A 16066-nucleotide genomic window follows, 5' to 3' on the forward strand; every position below is an offset into this window, starting at 1 on the left:
CTTTTCCCCCTTTATATATAAAGAGCGAGAGGAAGAGCTATGACAAAGGTGCATCAGCGATTAATTTCTATTTTAGAGGAATTTTTAGAAGAGAAATCGATGTTAAATCGAGCTTTTTTAGCGGGCCGTTTACATGTATCGACGAAGACGATTCAAAAGGATATAAAATTATTAAATGATATATTGGAAGAAAACGGAGCGAAAATCGAATCGCAAAGAGGGACTGGATACGAATTAGAAATTATACAAAAGAAGAAATTTGAAGACTTTTGTGTGAGTCTATTTCAAAAACAGACGGAAAAGATCCCAACTTCTTATGAAGAAAGAATAGCGTACATTCTGCAGCGTGTTTTAATGACAGAGGGATATGTGAAGCTTTCAGAATTAGCGGAAGAGATGTATGTGAGCAAATCAACGGTCAATTTAATTATGAAAGATGTTACAGATATATGTGGTCGCTATAAATTACAAATTGAGAAGAGACCGTATTATGGTATACGTATTGTTGGAGAGGAATTTAATATTCGTTCTTGTTTATCACAATATGGTTTACCGCGTTATGACCATACTCCGTTTCATGAGCAATTTGAGCAGACGGAGACATATTTATCGCTACCGCATATATCACTCATTCGTTCAATTATATTAAAGTATATTGAAGGCGGAACAATATATTTATCTGATATAGAAATTGATAATTTAGTCATTCATATTGCAATCGCATTAAAGCGTTGTCAAAGTCAACATTATATGAAAGGACTGCATGCGGAGCAATCAGAACTTATAATAAAGAAAGAATATACAATTGCGAAGCAGATTTTAGGAGATTTAGAGAAAGCGTTAAAATTTTCATTTCCAGAAGAAGAAGTATTATATGTGACGATGCATTTATTAAGTACTGCTGTTACAACGAGAAATCGCTATGAAAATATAGAAGAGCTATTAGGGAAAGATATATATGCATTTATGCAACATATTCTTTTTAAAGTAGCGGAAGAACGGAATCTTATTTTTTATTATGATGAAGAATTATTATTTGGATTTGGTATTCATTTAAAAACGTTATTAAATCGTTTGAAGTATAAGTTAAATACGAGAAATCCTCTTTTGGCAGAAGTGAAAAAGAATTATCCGTATGCTTTTGAAATTGCGGTTCTCGTTGGAGATATCATTGGTGAATATACGGGTGAATCGATCCCTGAAAGTGAAATTGGTTATATTGCAATTCACTTCGGTGGAGCTATGAGCCGTTTGCAGGAGCAAAATCAAAAGAAAAGATGCTTATTAGTTTGTGCGACTGGTCAAGGAAGTGCCCAACTATTAAAATATAAAATTTTATCACAGTTCCGAGATAAATTAGAGATTGTAGGTATTACAGGCTATTATCAATTGAAAGTAGAAGATCTTTATAAAGAAAAAATAGATTGTATTATTAGTACGATTCATATACCGAGTGGCTTGCCTGTTCCAGTTATAAAAGTGAATTCAATATTTGATGATAAAGAGATTAAATCGATTGGTCAGCGGTTGTTTACGCATGTAAATAATAGTGTGCGGCAATATATTAAGGAAGATTTAATCTTTTTAAATCATAGTGCTTCTACGAAAGAGGATGTTATTCAGTTTTTATGTGAGAAAGCTGCTGAGAAACGCTATGTACCAGAAAACTTTTATGCTTCTGTTATGGAAAGAGAAAATACGTCTCCGACAGCGGTTGGGAATTCAGTTGCAATCCCGCATCCGATGCAGTTATTAAGTGAGGAAACTTTTTTGATGTTTTGCACACTTGAAAAGGCTGTTGATTGGGGAGATAAAAAAGTACAAGTAATTATTTTATTTAGTGTAAAGCGCAATAATAATGAAGATTTGCAAAGGCTTTATGATTTTTTATATGATATTATGTCTAGTCAAACTACGATAGAGAAACTTACTCAGACCGAGGTAATTGAAGATTTTCAAGAGATTTTATTATCATTTTGAAAAAGTATATAAAAACTTCCGTTACATAACGGAAGTTTTTTATGTTTAATTGTATGCGTTTTCATAATAAGATGGAAATATAGAAAACATATAGCTTGGGGGAATTTAAAATGGCTGATATGCAAACTCCATTTGCGTTAATTTTACATGGTGGCAATGCGAGAAGTGCGGCGCTTGAAGCAATTGCTTTTGCAAGACAAGGAGATTTCGGGAATGCCGGTGAAAAGATGAAACTTGCTAGTGAGGAAATTTCAGCAGCGCATCGTATTCAAACGGATTTAATTCAAGAAGAGGCAAGAGGAAATCATGCAGAAATTAGTTTACTGTTGGTGCACGCACAAGATCATTTAATGAATGCAATTACAGTGAAAGAACTGGCTGAAGAATTTATTGCTCTTCATAAACGAGTAGAAGAGAAAGTGACCGTATAAGATGTACATTTTATTATGTTGTGCAGCAGGTATGTCAACGAGTATGGTCGTAAGAAAAATGCAAGAAGAGGCAAAGAAACAGGGGAAGAATTATAAAATTAAGGCAGTTGATTCAGAACTAGTGAAGCTTGAAATTAAGGAAGCCGATGTCGTTTTAATTGGCCCACAGGTGAAATATTTATTCCCAGCTGTAGAGTTTCTTGCAAATTCATACAATATACCAGTTGCGATTATAGACCAACGAGATTATGGCATGTGTGATGGTTTGAAAGTGCTTAGGCAAGCAGAACAATTAGTTTTAGCATAATTATATCTTTTTAAATATAAACATTATAATGTTATAAAGTTTATTTCATTCTTTTATAGTAGAGAGAAAGAGGAGGGCTATTGATGAATGGGTTTATGAGTTTCATGGAACAAAAGATTATGCCAACAACGCAAAAGATTGCAGGACAACGACATTTATTGGCAATTCGAAATGGGGTTATTTCTACATTACCGTTAACGATCGTCGGTTCATTTTTCGTTATCTTTTTAAATTTACCAATTGATGCATATATGGAATGGATTGCACCGTTTCGCCATATTTTAGATATTCCTTTCCGATTTACAGTAGGACTAATGGCATTATACGCAGCGTTCGGTGTAGGGGCTTCGCTCGCGAACTTTTATCAGCTCAATCAATTAAGTGCAGGGCTACTATCTGTACTCGCCTTTTTACTAGCATCAGTTGAACCAATTCAAATTACGAAAGCTGTACCAGGTGTTATTGATGCAGGTCGATATATTTCAGTAGGAACATTAAGTGCAACGTCTTTATTCGGCGCAATTGTTACAGCATTAATTGCAGTAGAAATTTATCATTTTATGATTAAGCATAATATTTCAATAAAATTACCAGACAGTGTACCACCAGCAGTTTCAAATTCGTTTGCAGCATTAATTCCAACATTAGTAGTTATTCTTTTATTCTGGGGCATTCGCTACGGTTTGAAATTTGATGTGAATACAACGATCACATATTTAATCGCACCATTAAAATCAGTATTAGTAGGAAATAATTTATTCGGTGGTTTATTAACAGTATTCTTAATCGTGTTTTTCTGGTCATTCGGTATACATGGACCAGCGATTTTAGGACCAATTATTCGTCCGATGTGGGATTCAGCAATTCTTGAAAATATGGAAGTGTTCACGGCTACAGGAAATGCACATCAGTTACCAAACTTATTTACAGAGCAATTCATTCAATGGTTCGTATGGATTGGCGGATCAGGCTCAACGTTAGCTTTAGTAATTATGTTTATGTTCTCTAAATCTAAGTTCCTAAAAGAGTTAGGTAGATTATCATTCGTACCAGGTTTATTCAATATTAACGAGCCAATTATTTTCGGGGCTCCGATTGTAATGAACCCAATCTTAATTATTCCGTTCGTTATTACACCGCTAGTGACAACGACAGTATCATATTTCGCAGTTGTTTCAGGTATGATTCCACTCATGATGGCGAAACTGCCATTTACGATGTTAGCACCAATTGCAGCGATTATTAGCACGGACTGGACAATTATGGCTGGTGTACTTGTACTTGTTAACTTTGCGATCTCATTCGTTATTTACTATCCATTCTTCAAAATGTATGAGAAACAACAATTAGCAGGAGAGGAGAAAACAGAATGCTCGGAGCAATTATCATCTTAATTACATTCGTGGTCGGACAGTGTATTGCCCATTATTCGAAATGGGTACAAAGTAAATCTTTATTAGTGTTACTACTAGTATCAGTTTTATTTATCGGTTGTTCAATGGGTGCATATGTAATGTTAGGATTGCAATCACCGTACGTAATTATTGTACCGACAATTTTATGTGCAACATGTTTATCTGCAAAATATAGATTTACGAGCATGGCATTAATACAACGTGTGAAGGAGATGCAAAAGCATGGAGCGTAAATTAGGAATTTCACTTTATCCAGAACATTCAACGAAAGAAAAAGATATGGCATATATTTCGGCAGCGGCACGACACGGTTTTTCAAGAATATTTACTTGTTTGTTATCTGTGAATCGTCCGAAAGAAGAAATTGTATCTGAATTTAAAGAGATTATTAATCACGCAAAAGATAATAATATGGAAGTTATTTTAGATGTAGCTCCGGCTGTGTTTGATCAGCTTGATATTAGTTATAGCGATCTATCATTTTTTGCAGAGTTAGGTGCAGACGGTATTCGTTTAGATGTAGGTTTTGACGGATTAACGGAAGCGAAAATGACGAATAATCCGTACGGTTTAAAAATTGAGTTAAATGTAAGTAACGATATTGCGTACTTAGAAAATATTCTTTCGCATCAAGCGAATAAATCAGCTTTAATTGGTTGCCATAATTTTTATCCGCAAAAATTCACTGGTCTTCCGTACGATTATTTCATTCGCTGTAGTGAACGCTTTAAAAAGCATGGTATTCGCAGTGCAGCCTTTATTACATCACATGCCGCAAACATCGGTCCATGGGATATTAACGATGGATTATGTACGTTAGAAGAGCATCGTAATTTACCAATTGAAGTGCAAGCGAAGCATTTATGGGCGACAGGGCTAATTGATGATGTCATTATCGGAAATGCTTATGCGAGTGAGGAAGAGTTAGAGAAACTAGGAAACTTAAATCGATACATGTTACAGCTGAAAGTACAATTTGTAGACGAAGCGACTGAAGTAGAGAAGAGAGCTACGCTGCAAGAATTACACGTAAGACGCGGCGACATAACAGAGTATATGGTACGTTCTACAGAAGTACGTAAAAAGTACAAAGATTATGACTTCCCAGTGCGTGAAAGTGTGCTACAGGAAAGAGGGCAAGTTGTAATTGGTAATAACTCATTCGGAAAGTATAAAGGTGAACTGCAAATCATTCTAAAAGAAATGCCGATAGATGAACGGAAAAATATTGTCGGTACAATTGCGGAAGAGGAGTTATTCTTACTAGATTACGTAGGGGCTTGGACGCAGTTTACTTGTGTGGAATAGAGAAGAGAAGGAGAGGATGCTGTGGCATCCTCTTTTTTCTATTGATATAGTAGTCTATCGTATATAGAATGCAAAGAGATAGATTTCATTTGGACGGGAGAGAAGGAGATGGAAGAGTATATAGATGATTTATTAAGGCGGATGGATGATGAAGAAGCAGGTATTCGGCAATGTGCGTATGAAGAAGCGATGCAGTTAAATGATTTATCCCTTTTTTCTTGTTTGCAAGAGAAAGTAACGGAAGCACGAAAAGTATATATAAAAACAAACCTTTATTTTTTAATTACACAACTTGCAATAAATACTAGAGAGATGTATATAGCAGATTATTTGATAAATCGGTTAGAAAGTGAAGAAAGCAGTATAGTGTTGGATAGTATGCTTATAGATTTAAGTAAATTATCTGAAGCGAGCAATGCACATAAAATTATTCCTTACATATATCATAAAAATAGTGGAGTTCGTTATTCCGCTGTCATCGCTTTAAAGTTGTGTAAATCGTTGGGAGCAGAAGAGGCTTTATTGAAGTTACTTACAGTGGAGGAGAATCGAGATGATATTGTAAATATATGTGCCACTTTACATGAGATTGGAACAAAGCGATCGATTCTATCTTTAACGAAACTTTTACACTGCGATAGTGCTTATATTCGTTCAGCAGCTATTGAGACTTTAGCAGAAATCGGAAGAACAGACTTACAAATAGTTTATATTGAAGCTTTGCATGATAGAAATGTGATGGTGAAATATGAAGCTGTTCGAGCTATTTATATGTATGGCGACGAAATGGCAATGAGACCAATTTGCGAACGTGTGAATAAAATTGTCGCTAGAAGACGTAAAAATGAAGTAGAGCCTACGGATGAATCAGAGATTATCATTGCTCTTCGTTTCCTACATAAGTTTGTTAATCAGGAAGAAGTTTTAAAGACATTTGATAAAGTGTACAAAAAACGTGGAAACTTGTTTATGTCGGAGAGGAAGTGGCTTCGAGATAATATTACTTACTTTCAAGAGAAAGAAAGAATGTAAGAATCATAAAAAAGAGCCAGCCTCAACGATGAGACTGACTCTTTTTTACTAACTAGTTTAATACTTTAACTGTAACTGTTTTACGTCCCCAGCTACTTGATGTGCCTTTATCTGGCATTAAAACGTCGATTTTATTTCCTTTAATAGCTCCACCAGTATCACCAGCGATTGCTACTCCGTAACCTTCAACCCATACTTTTGAACCTAATGGAATGACACTTGGATCAACTGCAATTAGTTTCATGTTTGGATTAGCTGTTAAGTTGTGGCCTAAAGCTGATTTTACTTGGTCGCCTGCTTTATAACCATTTTCAAGTGGATCTGCTGTATAAGCTGTTGCTACAACTTGGAACTCACGAGAAGAAGATTGTGTGTTTTTCTCAGTTTCTTTTGCAACAGGTTGCTTTTCTTTTTGCTCAGCTACTTTTTGTTGAGCTAATTTAGCATTCTCTTGTTCTTGCTCAGCTACTTTACGAGCATTCTCTGTTGCTTGATTTGCTTCACTAGTTTTAGGAGCTTCTTTAGTTTTAATTACTTCTTGAACTTTAACTGTTTCACTAGCTTTAGCTGTATCTTGAACTGTAGTTGTTTTTTCAGCTTTAACTACTGGTTGAATTTTAACTGGTGCTTTACCTGTTAAGTAAGGAACATGAACATAAGCTGTTTTTCCGTTATATTCAAATTGAATCCAATCATTTTGTACTTGGTGTGTTGTTTCGATTACATCATCTTTTTTCAACTTACCAAGAATCTCTGAATCTGTATTTGCACTAGCACGTACGTTTAATACGTTTGCTGTTACGTAGTAAGTGTCTTTTGTATAGTCAGCGCTTATGAAAGCTTCTTTACCGCTATTCAATTGAACTTTTGACCAACCATTTTCTGTATGTAAAACATTTACTTTATATCCATCTAATAATTTTCCTACAACTTTTGATTCAGTAGTTGGGTTTTCTCGTACGTTTAGTACGTCAGTCGTTACGATCGTTTCTGCTTTAGCAGATGTTGTGAAAATCCCAAGACCAAAAACCGCTGCTGTTGCTATACCCATAAATTTTTTCATAATAGCCTCCATTGCATTTGTTTTCGTTGACCTCATTATAGCAACCATTATTTTCTTATTTGCGAAAAACATAAAATTACAAAGCTTTCGTAACGGGGCATTAATATTCTGTAACAATTCCATAAATATCCTGATAGCGCTTCCTTGTTGTTTTTTGGCGTATTAGGGCATGTAAAACACAAAATGAGTAGTATTTCAATTACCGTAACATTAATAATGTTACGGTAATATTTCTTGTGGATATCTATAGTGTTACAAAAATAGCATATTTTACTGTCTGAATGAAAAGATAGTTATGGAATGATAACCTTTTTAGATGTAAAAAGATATAAATGAGGTGAAATTTAATGAAATATCGATATAATTGTTACAAAATCAGTCGAAGCATGGAAAAAATTACGCCTTGATTTTCGTCTGTTACATAGTATTTTTGCAATAATAGGATTAGATAATAGCCTTAGTACCTATAAATAATGAAGAGTACTAGAATGATATTTGTAACGTGAAACATATATAATAGAAGAAACTCAATTTAGTAGATAAATAAAAAACGCAGGAGTGTAAACTCCTACGTTTTTGTTTATTCATATCGTAAACATTCAATTGGATCCAGTTTGGCAGCTTTGTTAGCTGGCAGTAAACCGAATATAATACCGATTAACATTGAGATACCTACTGCAAGAAGTCCAAGTTCTTTTGAGACAACGAGTGGCCATCCAGCAAAGATTGAGACGATCCAAGCGAAGAAAATACCGAGCATGAATCCGATGAAACCACCAAGTCCTGTTAATATACAAGATTCGATTAAGAATTGTGTTAATACTTTACCACGTGTTGCACCAAGTGCTTTACGAATACCAATCTCACGTGTACGTTCTGTTACAGATACGAGCATGATGTTCATTACACCGATACCACCAACAAGTAAGGAGATAGCAGCAATACCACCGAATACCATTTTCATCATACCGATTGATTCGTCTAGTTGTTTCGTAAATTCACCTAAATCTTGTGCTTCGAATTTGTGCTCAAATTTAGGAGCTTTCATTTCGTTTAAGACAGAAACAGCTTGTTTTTCTACACTTTTACGTTCTGTCGGAGAGGTCATTGTTAATCTTACAGAGTCATACTCAGTTACTCCTGAAATTACAGGTGCGTTTTCAAGTGACGTATAACCTTCAGGCATAGGCATTCCGAAGTCGTTTTTCGTTTCGTATACACCGACTATTTTATAAGGCTTTCCTTTTATATCTGTGTATTGGTTTGATTCCCAACCACTAAATAATTTGTTGAAAGCTTCTTCATTTAATATAACAGCAGGGATTGCTTGGTTTAGTTCACTGTCATTTAATTCACGACCGTGAACTAATTTTATTTTCGAATCTTTCATAAAGGCGCCTGTTCCACCTTTTAAATCAAGATTTACATCTTTTGAACCAGCAGATGCTTTTACTTTCATACTTACGTCTGGATATACATCTTTAACGCCTGGTACAGTTTGCAGACGGTTTAGCATATCAGGTGTGATTTTGGCACTATCTGTTCCGTAATCAGGGTTGTTGTAGTAAATCGTTACTTCATTATCTTTTCCTTGGCCTAATTCTTTTTTAAACTTTGCGTTTGTACCATCACCCATTGAAATGATAGTAATAATGGCACTAATACCGATAATAATACCTAACATTGTTAAGATAGAACGCATCTTATGAGCAAAGATAGAGGAAAGGGCCATGCGTATATTTTCACTCGTATTCAAAATTAACCTCTCCAATCTTGGACGATATTTCCGTCACGAATTACAATTTGACGTGCTGCAGCTTCCCCGATTTCACGATCATGGGTAATCATAATAATTGTTGAGCCTTGTTTATTTAATTCGTAAAAGAGGTCCATAATTTGTGTGCTTGTTTTCGTATCAAGTGCTCCCGTCGGTTCATCGGCTAAAATGAATTTCGGGTTATTTACGATTGCACGTGCAACAGCGACACGCTGCTTTTGCCCACCGGACAATTCGTTCGGTAAGTGAGTAGCGCGATCAGCTAAGCCTACTTTTGTTAAAGCAGCTAACGAGCGCTCACGTCTTTCTTTTTTATCGACTCCAGCGTAAATAAGAGGTAGCTCTACATTTTGAAGTGCTGTAAGTCTAGGTAATAACATGAAGTTTTGGAATACGAATCCGATTTCTTTATTACGTACGTGTGCAAGTTCTGTTTCAGACATGTTTGAAATGTTTTGACCAGCTAGTTCGTACGTACCTGTCGTCGGTTTATCTAAGCAACCGATAATGTTCATTAATGTTGATTTACCAGAACCAGAAGGTCCCATAATCGAAGTGAATTCTCCTTGGTTCAGTGTTACATCAATTCCATGTAATATTTGAACGGACTCTGCACCATTTTGGAAGGATTTCGTGATGCCTTTTAAGTTAATCACTGGGCGACAACCTCCATACCATCTTTTAAGTCTTTTTCAGGCTTAGAGATAATTTCCTCTCCTTTTTTCACTCCAGAAACTTTTGCTTCGCTATCAGTCTCGAATTCAACAGTAACTGCTTGTTCTTTCGCTTTACCGTCTTTTACAACGAAGACAACATTTTTGTCACCTTTTTTCACGATACTGCTTTTCGGAACAATTGTACCAGTTGCTTCGCCAGATTTACTTGTTACGTAAACGTGGAAGCCGTTTTGTAGTTCGTCACTATTATCTAATGTGACAGTGAATTGGTAATTAGAAACAGTTTTATTTTCATCCATGCTCTTTAAAGGTGTAGAACCGATTTCTGTTACTTTTCCTGTCCAAGTCTTACCAGCGACAGTTTTTGATGAAACAGTTACTTCTTGCCCAACTTTCATACTAGCAAGCTCATATTCAGAAAGTTGACCTTTTACTTTAAATTGACCAGCGTGACGAAGAGTAATTCCGCTCATACCTGTTTTTTCGTCAGCAGTTTTTACGATATCATCAATTACGCCATCAGCAGGACTTGTTACAGAAAGAGTGTTTACTTTCTCTTTTGCTGCTTTAATCATTTCATCAGCTTTTTCAACTTCAAACTTTTTCATTTCAATTTGTGATTCTAATTGCCCAACTTCAGCTTCTGATGCTTTTAATGCTTCAGCAGGAAGGCCTGCATTTTTGTCTTTTTGTAATTTTTGTTTCGCTGCATCAATTTGTTTTTGGAACAACGTTACTTCTTTTTGTGCGATTTTCTTTTGCATTTCTGCTTCTGTTACACCTTGTTTAGCAGTAGGATCATTGTATTTAAACAGAAGTTGACCTTTTTTCACTTCATCGCCTTTTTTAACAGCTAATTCATATGTTCCTTTTGTTGGATCGAATGAAATAGTTTCAATTCCGTTTGGAATAATTTCGCCACCAAATTTTTGTGCGTTTTGGATTTGTTTTTCCGTAACTTTATAACCGCTATATGCCATTGCTACTTCTGAACTGCCTCCAGCAAATGCAAAGTATGATCCAGCTGCAATTCCGATTGCTACTACACTAGTAATTAACACTTTATTTTTCTTCTTCATCTATTTATCACCTTTTCGTTCGTTTTAGTATCTACATTAAGTATAGAAGAGGTGAAGAATCTGACAAATCGTTTTAGCTTACAATAACCTTACAGTTTTGTAAGGTATGAATATGTAAATGTAAGGTAGAGCTTGTCCTAGTGTAAGCAAATGAATTGACTCGTCGTTTCTTTCTTACAATAATATTGTATGGAGGAAAGGAGGAAGGAAGATGGAAGCTTATTTTAGCGCACACCCATTAAAACCATTTATTCCATACTCAAGGCAACATGCCCTTATATTATTTATTATGTTGGTGGGGATATTTTTTCTGTATCAATACCAAGATGTATTACGTCAAAGTGAGTGGAATATAACGGTTCGATATGCAATTGCATTTTTATTTATAGGTAGTGAAATTGGGCTTCATATGTGGGAATGGAAAGCGGGGATTTTTGAGCTAGCTACTTCATTACCGTTTGAATTATGTACGATTAGTTTATTATTAGCGTCGATTATGATCGTAACGAAAAGTTACCGCATATATGAGATTGTATTTTTCACGGGAATTATTGGTGCATCACAAGCTATTTTAACGCCAAACTTGCAGTATGCTTTTCCGCATTTTCGTTTCATTGAATATTTTATCGCGCATATATTGCTCATTTGGGCACCACTCTTTATGACTTGGGTGGAAGGATATCGTCCGACAGTACAATCTATTAAACGCACAATGATATTTTTAAACATATTGATTCCAATTGTTTCGTTTGTAAATTACAAAACAGGTGGTAATTATATGTTTTTAGCTCATAAGCCAGAAACAGCTTCATTACTTGATATGTTAGGGCCGCATCCTTACTATATTATTTCATTAGAAATAGCTGCGCTTATTGGATGTTTGGTTTTGTATATGCCGTTTGCGAAAAGAGAAAGGCATGCGCATAAGGAATCACTAGGATCATAGCCTAGTGATTTTTCGCTCTTAAAATATTTACAATTCAGAAAATTAAGAATAAAATTAAGGGGTAAATTATAGAGAGAGAAGGGCGAAAATGGTCAAAAAGGTATTTTTGAATGGAATGGAAGTGACGTTTCAATTTCTTATTTCGATTTTGGGTATTATTTGTTTAGGGACATTGCCGAAACTATTTTATGGATTTGAGCTGCATGCATCACAGTACATAAAGAGTTTACAAGAAGTGTTTGTGAATTTAATGGACATCTCCAATTTTAAATATGTGGGAGATAAATTTTTATTTCCACAGTTGTTTGTCCATTATAAAGAAACAATTATTATATTTTTAGCTGCTTTTTTCATTTCATTATTTGTAGCATTTTGTATTGTTTATGTAATTATGAGTAGTTCACCGCGTATACAACATCGAATTAAATCATTTCTTATCTTCCTAGAATCCATTCCAGATATCCTTCTTATTTTAGTATCACAAATTTTAGTTGTATGGTTTTTTAAACAAACAGGTTTTTTACCTTTTCAAATTGCTTCAATTGGAGGCGAGTCGATTAGGGGGTTGCCAATATTGTGTTTGAGCATCCCGACTACGATTATGTTTGTAAAAATGGTCGTGCTTCGTTTTGAAAATGAACTAGAAAAAGATTATGTACTATTTGCTAAGGCGAAAGGGCTGGGGCGCTTTCATATTTTAAATCGTCATATTTTACGAAATGTGTTGCTTAGTACATTATTCTTTGCGAAAACGAATATCTTTTTTATGTTATCTAATTTATATATTATAGAATGGATTTTTAATACGGGTGGTATTTTTATGTTTTTGAAATCGTATTTCGGTATTAGAGTTGAGGTTTTTATCGTTAGTGTGCTTCTTATATATATTCCGATTTTTATTTTATTTAAATTGTTTCATTATCTCATTCCGGCTGCGATGAAGGAGAGATTATAATATGTGGACGTATATAAAACGTGATAAAAGATTTTGGATAAGCATTGGGTTTCTTCTCCTATTAGTTCTTTTGAGCATCGGAAATACGTTATGGAATGATGGACATATTAGACAAGTTACATTGCAATATGATGCGGATGAAAATCCACAAGTGCCACCGTTTCCACCTTCATTACAATTTTTACTCGGGACAGACCGGAAAGGGTATGACCTGTTACATTTAGTCATTGAGGGCGCGAAGTGGACGATTGGTATATCTATTTTAATTGCGGCACTTAGAATGGTAATAGGTGTGTTTTTCGGTGTCGTACTCGGAACGTATATAAAAAGAGGATTTTCAAATATTGAGGCTTTCTTTGATAGTTTTACAGTTATTCCGACAGTTATGATTGCGTATTTTTTTCTTCAATCTGCAAATACATTTGGAAGCGGAGAGGAGACAACAACCTTTTTTGAAAGGGCTTCGTTTCAAGTGGTATTACTTGTACTGCTTGTAATGCCAGTTATTGCACTGTATGTTGCGAAGGAAGTTCGTAAATTGCGAACGGAAGAATTTGTTGATGCCGCACGCATATTAGGTGGATCGAGAAGACATATTGTTATAAAACATCTTTTTCCGCACCTCTATATGACGTTTATACTCGTATTTCTTCAGCAGTTTACGCAGACTCTTACTATTTTACTGCACTTAGGATTACTTGAAGTGTTCTTTGGTGGGACTGTAATGTTTGGTGGACAAATAAAAGAGGTGGAATCTTATACGCATGAATGGTCAGGTTTAATTGGAGTATACTTTAGGTCATTAACAGTGAATCCGTGGATCCCTCTCGTTCCGATTACATTTTTTGGACTTACTATTTTTTCAGGAAATATGATTGTAAAAAGTATCGAAGAGGCGATGATGAAAGTAAGGTTAGGGGGAGAGATAAAGAAGGACGTTGTAGAAGAGGAAGAATCTGCTGTGCATTCAAAAGAAGAGTTGTTTACGTTTAAACATACGATGTGAAGAGCCTAGGAAACTAGGTTCTTTTATTTTGTTATATTACAATATCGTAAGAGAGCTGTAATGAAAATCGATAGGGGAGAAATACAATTTCGTATACACTTCATGTATAGAGAAATGCGAGAGCGGGTGAAGGTATACGATGGATTTTTTAGAAGTATCAAAACGTAGTATAAAACGAAATATGAAAGATTATTTTCTATACTTTATTTCATTAGTAGGTAGCATTATTATTTATTTTACATTCGTATCGATTAAACGAAATGAAAGTGTAGTAGCTCTTTTAAAAGAGTCGGATAAGGTGGAAACGACGTTTACATTTGCACAAATTTTGTTAATTATCTTTTTAACGATATTTATTTTTTATTGTAATAGCTTCTTTTTGCGAAAGAAGAAAAAAGAAATTGCACTATATAGTTTACTAGGTATCCGTAAAGAAGAAATCGCGAAGTTACTTTTTTATGAAACATTATTAGTTGGTGGTGCGGCAAGTGTATTAGGTATTCTTGCTGGTTTATTTATAGCGAATATGTGCGCAGGGCTTCTCGTGAAGTTAATGGGAAGTGCGTTTACTTTTACATTTACGATTTCATTTGTATCTATAGTAGAAGTTCTTATAACGATAGGCGCAATTTTCTTTATTGCATCATGGAAAAGTAAAAAGTTAATTTATGAGCATCGTTTAGTTGAATTACTATATGGTGAAAATCAAAAAGAAGAGGCACCTACGTATTCAAGTAAGAAGGCAAAACGAGCGATTGTTTTATTAATTACAGGTTATATTATTGCGCTACTTACACAAGTTTTTGGATTTGGAGCAATTTTTATTACAGGTCTACTTATTTTTGGCTGTATTGTAAAAGGTACGTTTTTACTATTTGAGCAATATACAGTGAAATCGCTCCATACAATCAAGGGAGATAAAACGAAATATTGGAATGGAACGAACATTTTATCGATTTCTTCATTGTTCTTCAGAATAAAAGGAAACGTAAAGATGCTTGCGTTATTATCTTTATTAAGTGCGGTAACATTATGCACCATTGGGGTGAGTTCCAGTATGTATTATGGGGCGCAGAAGACAGCGACCTTAATGAATCCAGTTAGTTATGAGTATGTAACAACTGGAAAGGAACTAGATAAGAAGGTTAGAGAAGAAATTCAAAAACATGAATTAGCAATTAAAAATGAAACGTCTGTAACTATGCTGTCTATGCAAGGGAAGATAGATGGAGAACAAATATTAACAGGGTATTTAATAGGTAATGGTAATGTGCAAATGATAAAAGTGACAGATTATAATAAATCAGCTTCTATATTGGGCAATAAACAAGTTATTCTCGGTTCTGAAAAGGAAGTTGTTTTATTAGATCCGTATAAATCATATAACATCGAAAAGAATTCGCTTGAAGGAAACAATGTGTTCTTTGAAGGGATGAAGGACGATATTACAATCGTTGATCATCGAGAGGAAACAATTATGAGTGCGAAACTTGCACCAGTGGGGCTTGTTGTTCGAGATTCGTTATTTAATAAGTTGCAGCAAGGAAAGGATGTTTCAACAGTTAGTGGATTTATTGTTGAAGGAAACGGTAATAGAGCGCTAACGAAAGAGCTAGGGACAATCATTCCTAAAGAAGTGAAATTCCAATCATTTGAAGAGGCGAGCCAATCTGAATTGCAAGATGGTGCAGTGTTATTATTTGCTAGTATATTTTTAGGGATTGTCTTTATTCTTGCAACAGGCTGTATTTTATACTTTAAACAAATAACAGAAGCGATGGCAGAGCGACCGGCGTACGGAATGTTAAAGAAAATCGGACTAACGAAAAAGGAAGCAAGGGAATCTGTAAGAAAGCAAGTAGGTGCAATATTCTTAGTACCACTATTTCTTGCGATTGTTCATACGTTCTTTGCATTTTTAAGTTTGATGGGTTTTACAGGAATGTTTGAATATAGTCTTCCCTTACTAGGTAGTATAGGAGTGTATATCATAATCTACTTTGGTTATTATATGTTAACTGTTCGTTCTTACACAAATACTGTATTTAATAATAGAAGATAAAAAGAAGCAAGCATGGATTTCATGCTTG

General features: G+C 34.9%; 15 protein-coding genes. 11 read left to right on the forward strand and 4 right to left on the reverse strand.

From position 1 onward, the window contains the following. The first annotated feature begins 39 nt into the window (after positions 1–39). From IBT51_RS21825 to IBT51_RS21855, 7 genes are all read left to right on the forward strand, one after another. On the forward strand, positions 40–1980 hold the full coding sequence (locus IBT51_RS21825; protein WP_088022304.1) for a BglG family transcription antiterminator: 1941 nt from the start codon (positions 40–42) through the stop codon (positions 1978–1980). Between the two features lie 110 nt (positions 1981–2090). After that, positions 2091–2411: a PTS lactose/cellobiose transporter subunit IIA gene (locus tag IBT51_RS21830; protein ID WP_000774631.1), complete on the forward strand. Its 321-nt coding sequence runs from the start codon at positions 2091–2093 to the stop codon at positions 2409–2411. A gap of 1 nt (position 2412) precedes the next feature. Further along, on the forward strand, positions 2413–2718 hold the full coding sequence (locus IBT51_RS21835; protein WP_000275645.1) for a PTS sugar transporter subunit IIB: 306 nt from the start codon (positions 2413–2415) through the stop codon (positions 2716–2718). 83 nt (positions 2719–2801) lie between these two features. After that, positions 2802–4112 (forward strand): PTS sugar transporter subunit IIC, encoded by a 1311-nt coding sequence (locus tag IBT51_RS21840; RefSeq protein WP_001013057.1) that lies wholly within the window; start codon positions 2802–2804, stop codon positions 4110–4112. Continuing rightward, entirely contained in the window at positions 4088–4366 is a 279-nt protein-coding gene (locus tag IBT51_RS21845) for a hypothetical protein (RefSeq protein ID WP_000900048.1), read from the forward strand. The genes IBT51_RS21840 and IBT51_RS21845 overlap by 25 nt, the downstream gene beginning before the upstream one ends. Further along, positions 4356–5441 (forward strand): DUF871 domain-containing protein, encoded by a 1086-nt coding sequence (locus IBT51_RS21850; RefSeq protein WP_053565185.1) that lies wholly within the window; start codon positions 4356–4358, stop codon positions 5439–5441. Before IBT51_RS21845 ends, IBT51_RS21850 begins: the two co-directional genes overlap by 11 nt. Before the next feature lie 108 nt (positions 5442–5549). Further along, positions 5550–6473 carry a HEAT repeat domain-containing protein gene (locus IBT51_RS21855; RefSeq protein WP_200458786.1) on the forward strand — a complete coding sequence of 308 codons (924 nt, stop codon included), beginning with the start codon at positions 5550–5552 and terminating at the stop codon, positions 6471–6473. Between the two features lie 52 nt (positions 6474–6525). On the opposite strand, the gene IBT51_RS21860 is transcribed toward IBT51_RS21855, so the two are convergent. From IBT51_RS21860 to IBT51_RS21875, 4 genes are all read right to left on the reverse strand, one after another. Further along, positions 6526–7659, reverse strand: a complete 1134-nt coding sequence (locus tag IBT51_RS21860) for a 3D domain-containing protein (RefSeq protein WP_140155567.1) — start codon at positions 7657–7659, stop codon at positions 6526–6528. Between the two features lie 457 nt (positions 7660–8116). After that, positions 8117–9268: an ABC transporter permease gene (locus tag IBT51_RS21865; RefSeq protein WP_416474752.1), complete on the reverse strand. Its 1152-nt coding sequence runs from the start codon at positions 9266–9268 to the stop codon at positions 8117–8119. A gap of 26 nt (positions 9269–9294) precedes the next feature. Then, positions 9295–9969, reverse strand: a complete 675-nt coding sequence (locus IBT51_RS21870) for an ABC transporter ATP-binding protein (protein ID WP_000609100.1) — start codon at positions 9967–9969, stop codon at positions 9295–9297. Beyond that, positions 9966–11069 carry an efflux RND transporter periplasmic adaptor subunit gene (locus IBT51_RS21875; RefSeq protein ID WP_088022357.1) on the reverse strand — a complete coding sequence of 368 codons (1104 nt, stop codon included), beginning with the start codon at positions 11067–11069 and terminating at the stop codon, positions 9966–9968. Before IBT51_RS21875 ends, IBT51_RS21870 begins: the two co-directional genes overlap by 4 nt. A gap of 211 nt (positions 11070–11280) precedes the next feature. Between IBT51_RS21875 and IBT51_RS21880 the strand changes: the two genes are divergently transcribed. The 4 genes from IBT51_RS21880 to IBT51_RS21895 all read left to right on the forward strand — a co-directional run bounded on the left by IBT51_RS21880 (position 11281) and on the right by IBT51_RS21895 (position 16038). Next, positions 11281–12015 (forward strand): YwaF family protein, encoded by a 735-nt coding sequence (locus IBT51_RS21880; protein WP_000388700.1) that lies wholly within the window; start codon positions 11281–11283, stop codon positions 12013–12015. A gap of 88 nt (positions 12016–12103) precedes the next feature. Further along, complete coding sequence (locus tag IBT51_RS21885) at positions 12104–12970, forward strand: ABC transporter permease subunit (RefSeq protein WP_000239662.1); 867 nt, start codon at positions 12104–12106, stop codon at positions 12968–12970. 1 nt (position 12971) lies between these two features. Beyond that, positions 12972–13976: an ABC transporter permease gene (locus IBT51_RS21890; RefSeq protein ID WP_088022359.1), complete on the forward strand. Its 1005-nt coding sequence runs from the start codon at positions 12972–12974 to the stop codon at positions 13974–13976. Between the two features lie 139 nt (positions 13977–14115). Further along, entirely contained in the window at positions 14116–16038 is a 1923-nt protein-coding gene (locus tag IBT51_RS21895) for an ABC transporter permease (RefSeq protein WP_088022361.1), read from the forward strand. Positions 16039–16066 lie beyond the last annotated feature (28 nt).

It is taken from the genome of Bacillus sp. S71 (assembly GCF_016625265.1).
GTDB classification, from domain to species: domain Bacteria; phylum Bacillota; class Bacilli; order Bacillales; family Bacillaceae_G; genus Bacillus_A; species Bacillus_A cereus.

What these genes read in the sequence shown, in the direction of transcription:
- IBT51_RS21825 (WP_088022304.1), top strand. Translation starts at nt 40, where the DNA reads ATGACAAAGGTGCATCAGCGATTAATTTCTATTTTAGAGGAATTTTTA.
- IBT51_RS21860 (WP_140155567.1), bottom strand. Translation starts at nt 7,659, where the DNA reads ATGGAATTGTTACAGAATATTAATGCCCCGTTACGAAAGCTTTGTAAT.
- IBT51_RS21850 (WP_053565185.1), top strand. Translation starts at nt 4,356, where the DNA reads ATGGAGCGTAAATTAGGAATTTCACTTTATCCAGAACATTCAACGAAA.
- IBT51_RS21875 (WP_088022357.1), bottom strand. Translation starts at nt 11,069, where the DNA reads ATGAAGAAGAAAAATAAAGTGTTAATTACTAGTGTAGTAGCAATCGGA.
- IBT51_RS21880 (WP_000388700.1), top strand. Translation starts at nt 11,281, where the DNA reads ATGGAAGCTTATTTTAGCGCACACCCATTAAAACCATTTATTCCATAC.
- IBT51_RS21845 (WP_000900048.1), top strand. Translation starts at nt 4,088, where the DNA reads ATGCTCGGAGCAATTATCATCTTAATTACATTCGTGGTCGGACAGTGT.
- IBT51_RS21890 (WP_088022359.1), top strand. Translation starts at nt 12,972, where the DNA reads ATGTGGACGTATATAAAACGTGATAAAAGATTTTGGATAAGCATTGGG.
- IBT51_RS21840 (WP_001013057.1), top strand. Translation starts at nt 2,802, where the DNA reads ATGAATGGGTTTATGAGTTTCATGGAACAAAAGATTATGCCAACAACG.
- IBT51_RS21830 (WP_000774631.1), top strand. Translation starts at nt 2,091, where the DNA reads ATGGCTGATATGCAAACTCCATTTGCGTTAATTTTACATGGTGGCAAT.
- IBT51_RS21855 (WP_200458786.1), top strand. Translation starts at nt 5,550, where the DNA reads ATGGAAGAGTATATAGATGATTTATTAAGGCGGATGGATGATGAAGAA.
- IBT51_RS21835 (WP_000275645.1), top strand. Translation starts at nt 2,413, where the DNA reads ATGTACATTTTATTATGTTGTGCAGCAGGTATGTCAACGAGTATGGTC.
- IBT51_RS21865 (WP_416474752.1), bottom strand. Translation starts at nt 9,268, where the DNA reads ATGGCCCTTTCCTCTATCTTTGCTCATAAGATGCGTTCTATCTTAACA.
- IBT51_RS21895 (WP_088022361.1), top strand. Translation starts at nt 14,116, where the DNA reads ATGGATTTTTTAGAAGTATCAAAACGTAGTATAAAACGAAATATGAAA.
- IBT51_RS21885 (WP_000239662.1), top strand. Translation starts at nt 12,104, where the DNA reads ATGGTCAAAAAGGTATTTTTGAATGGAATGGAAGTGACGTTTCAATTT.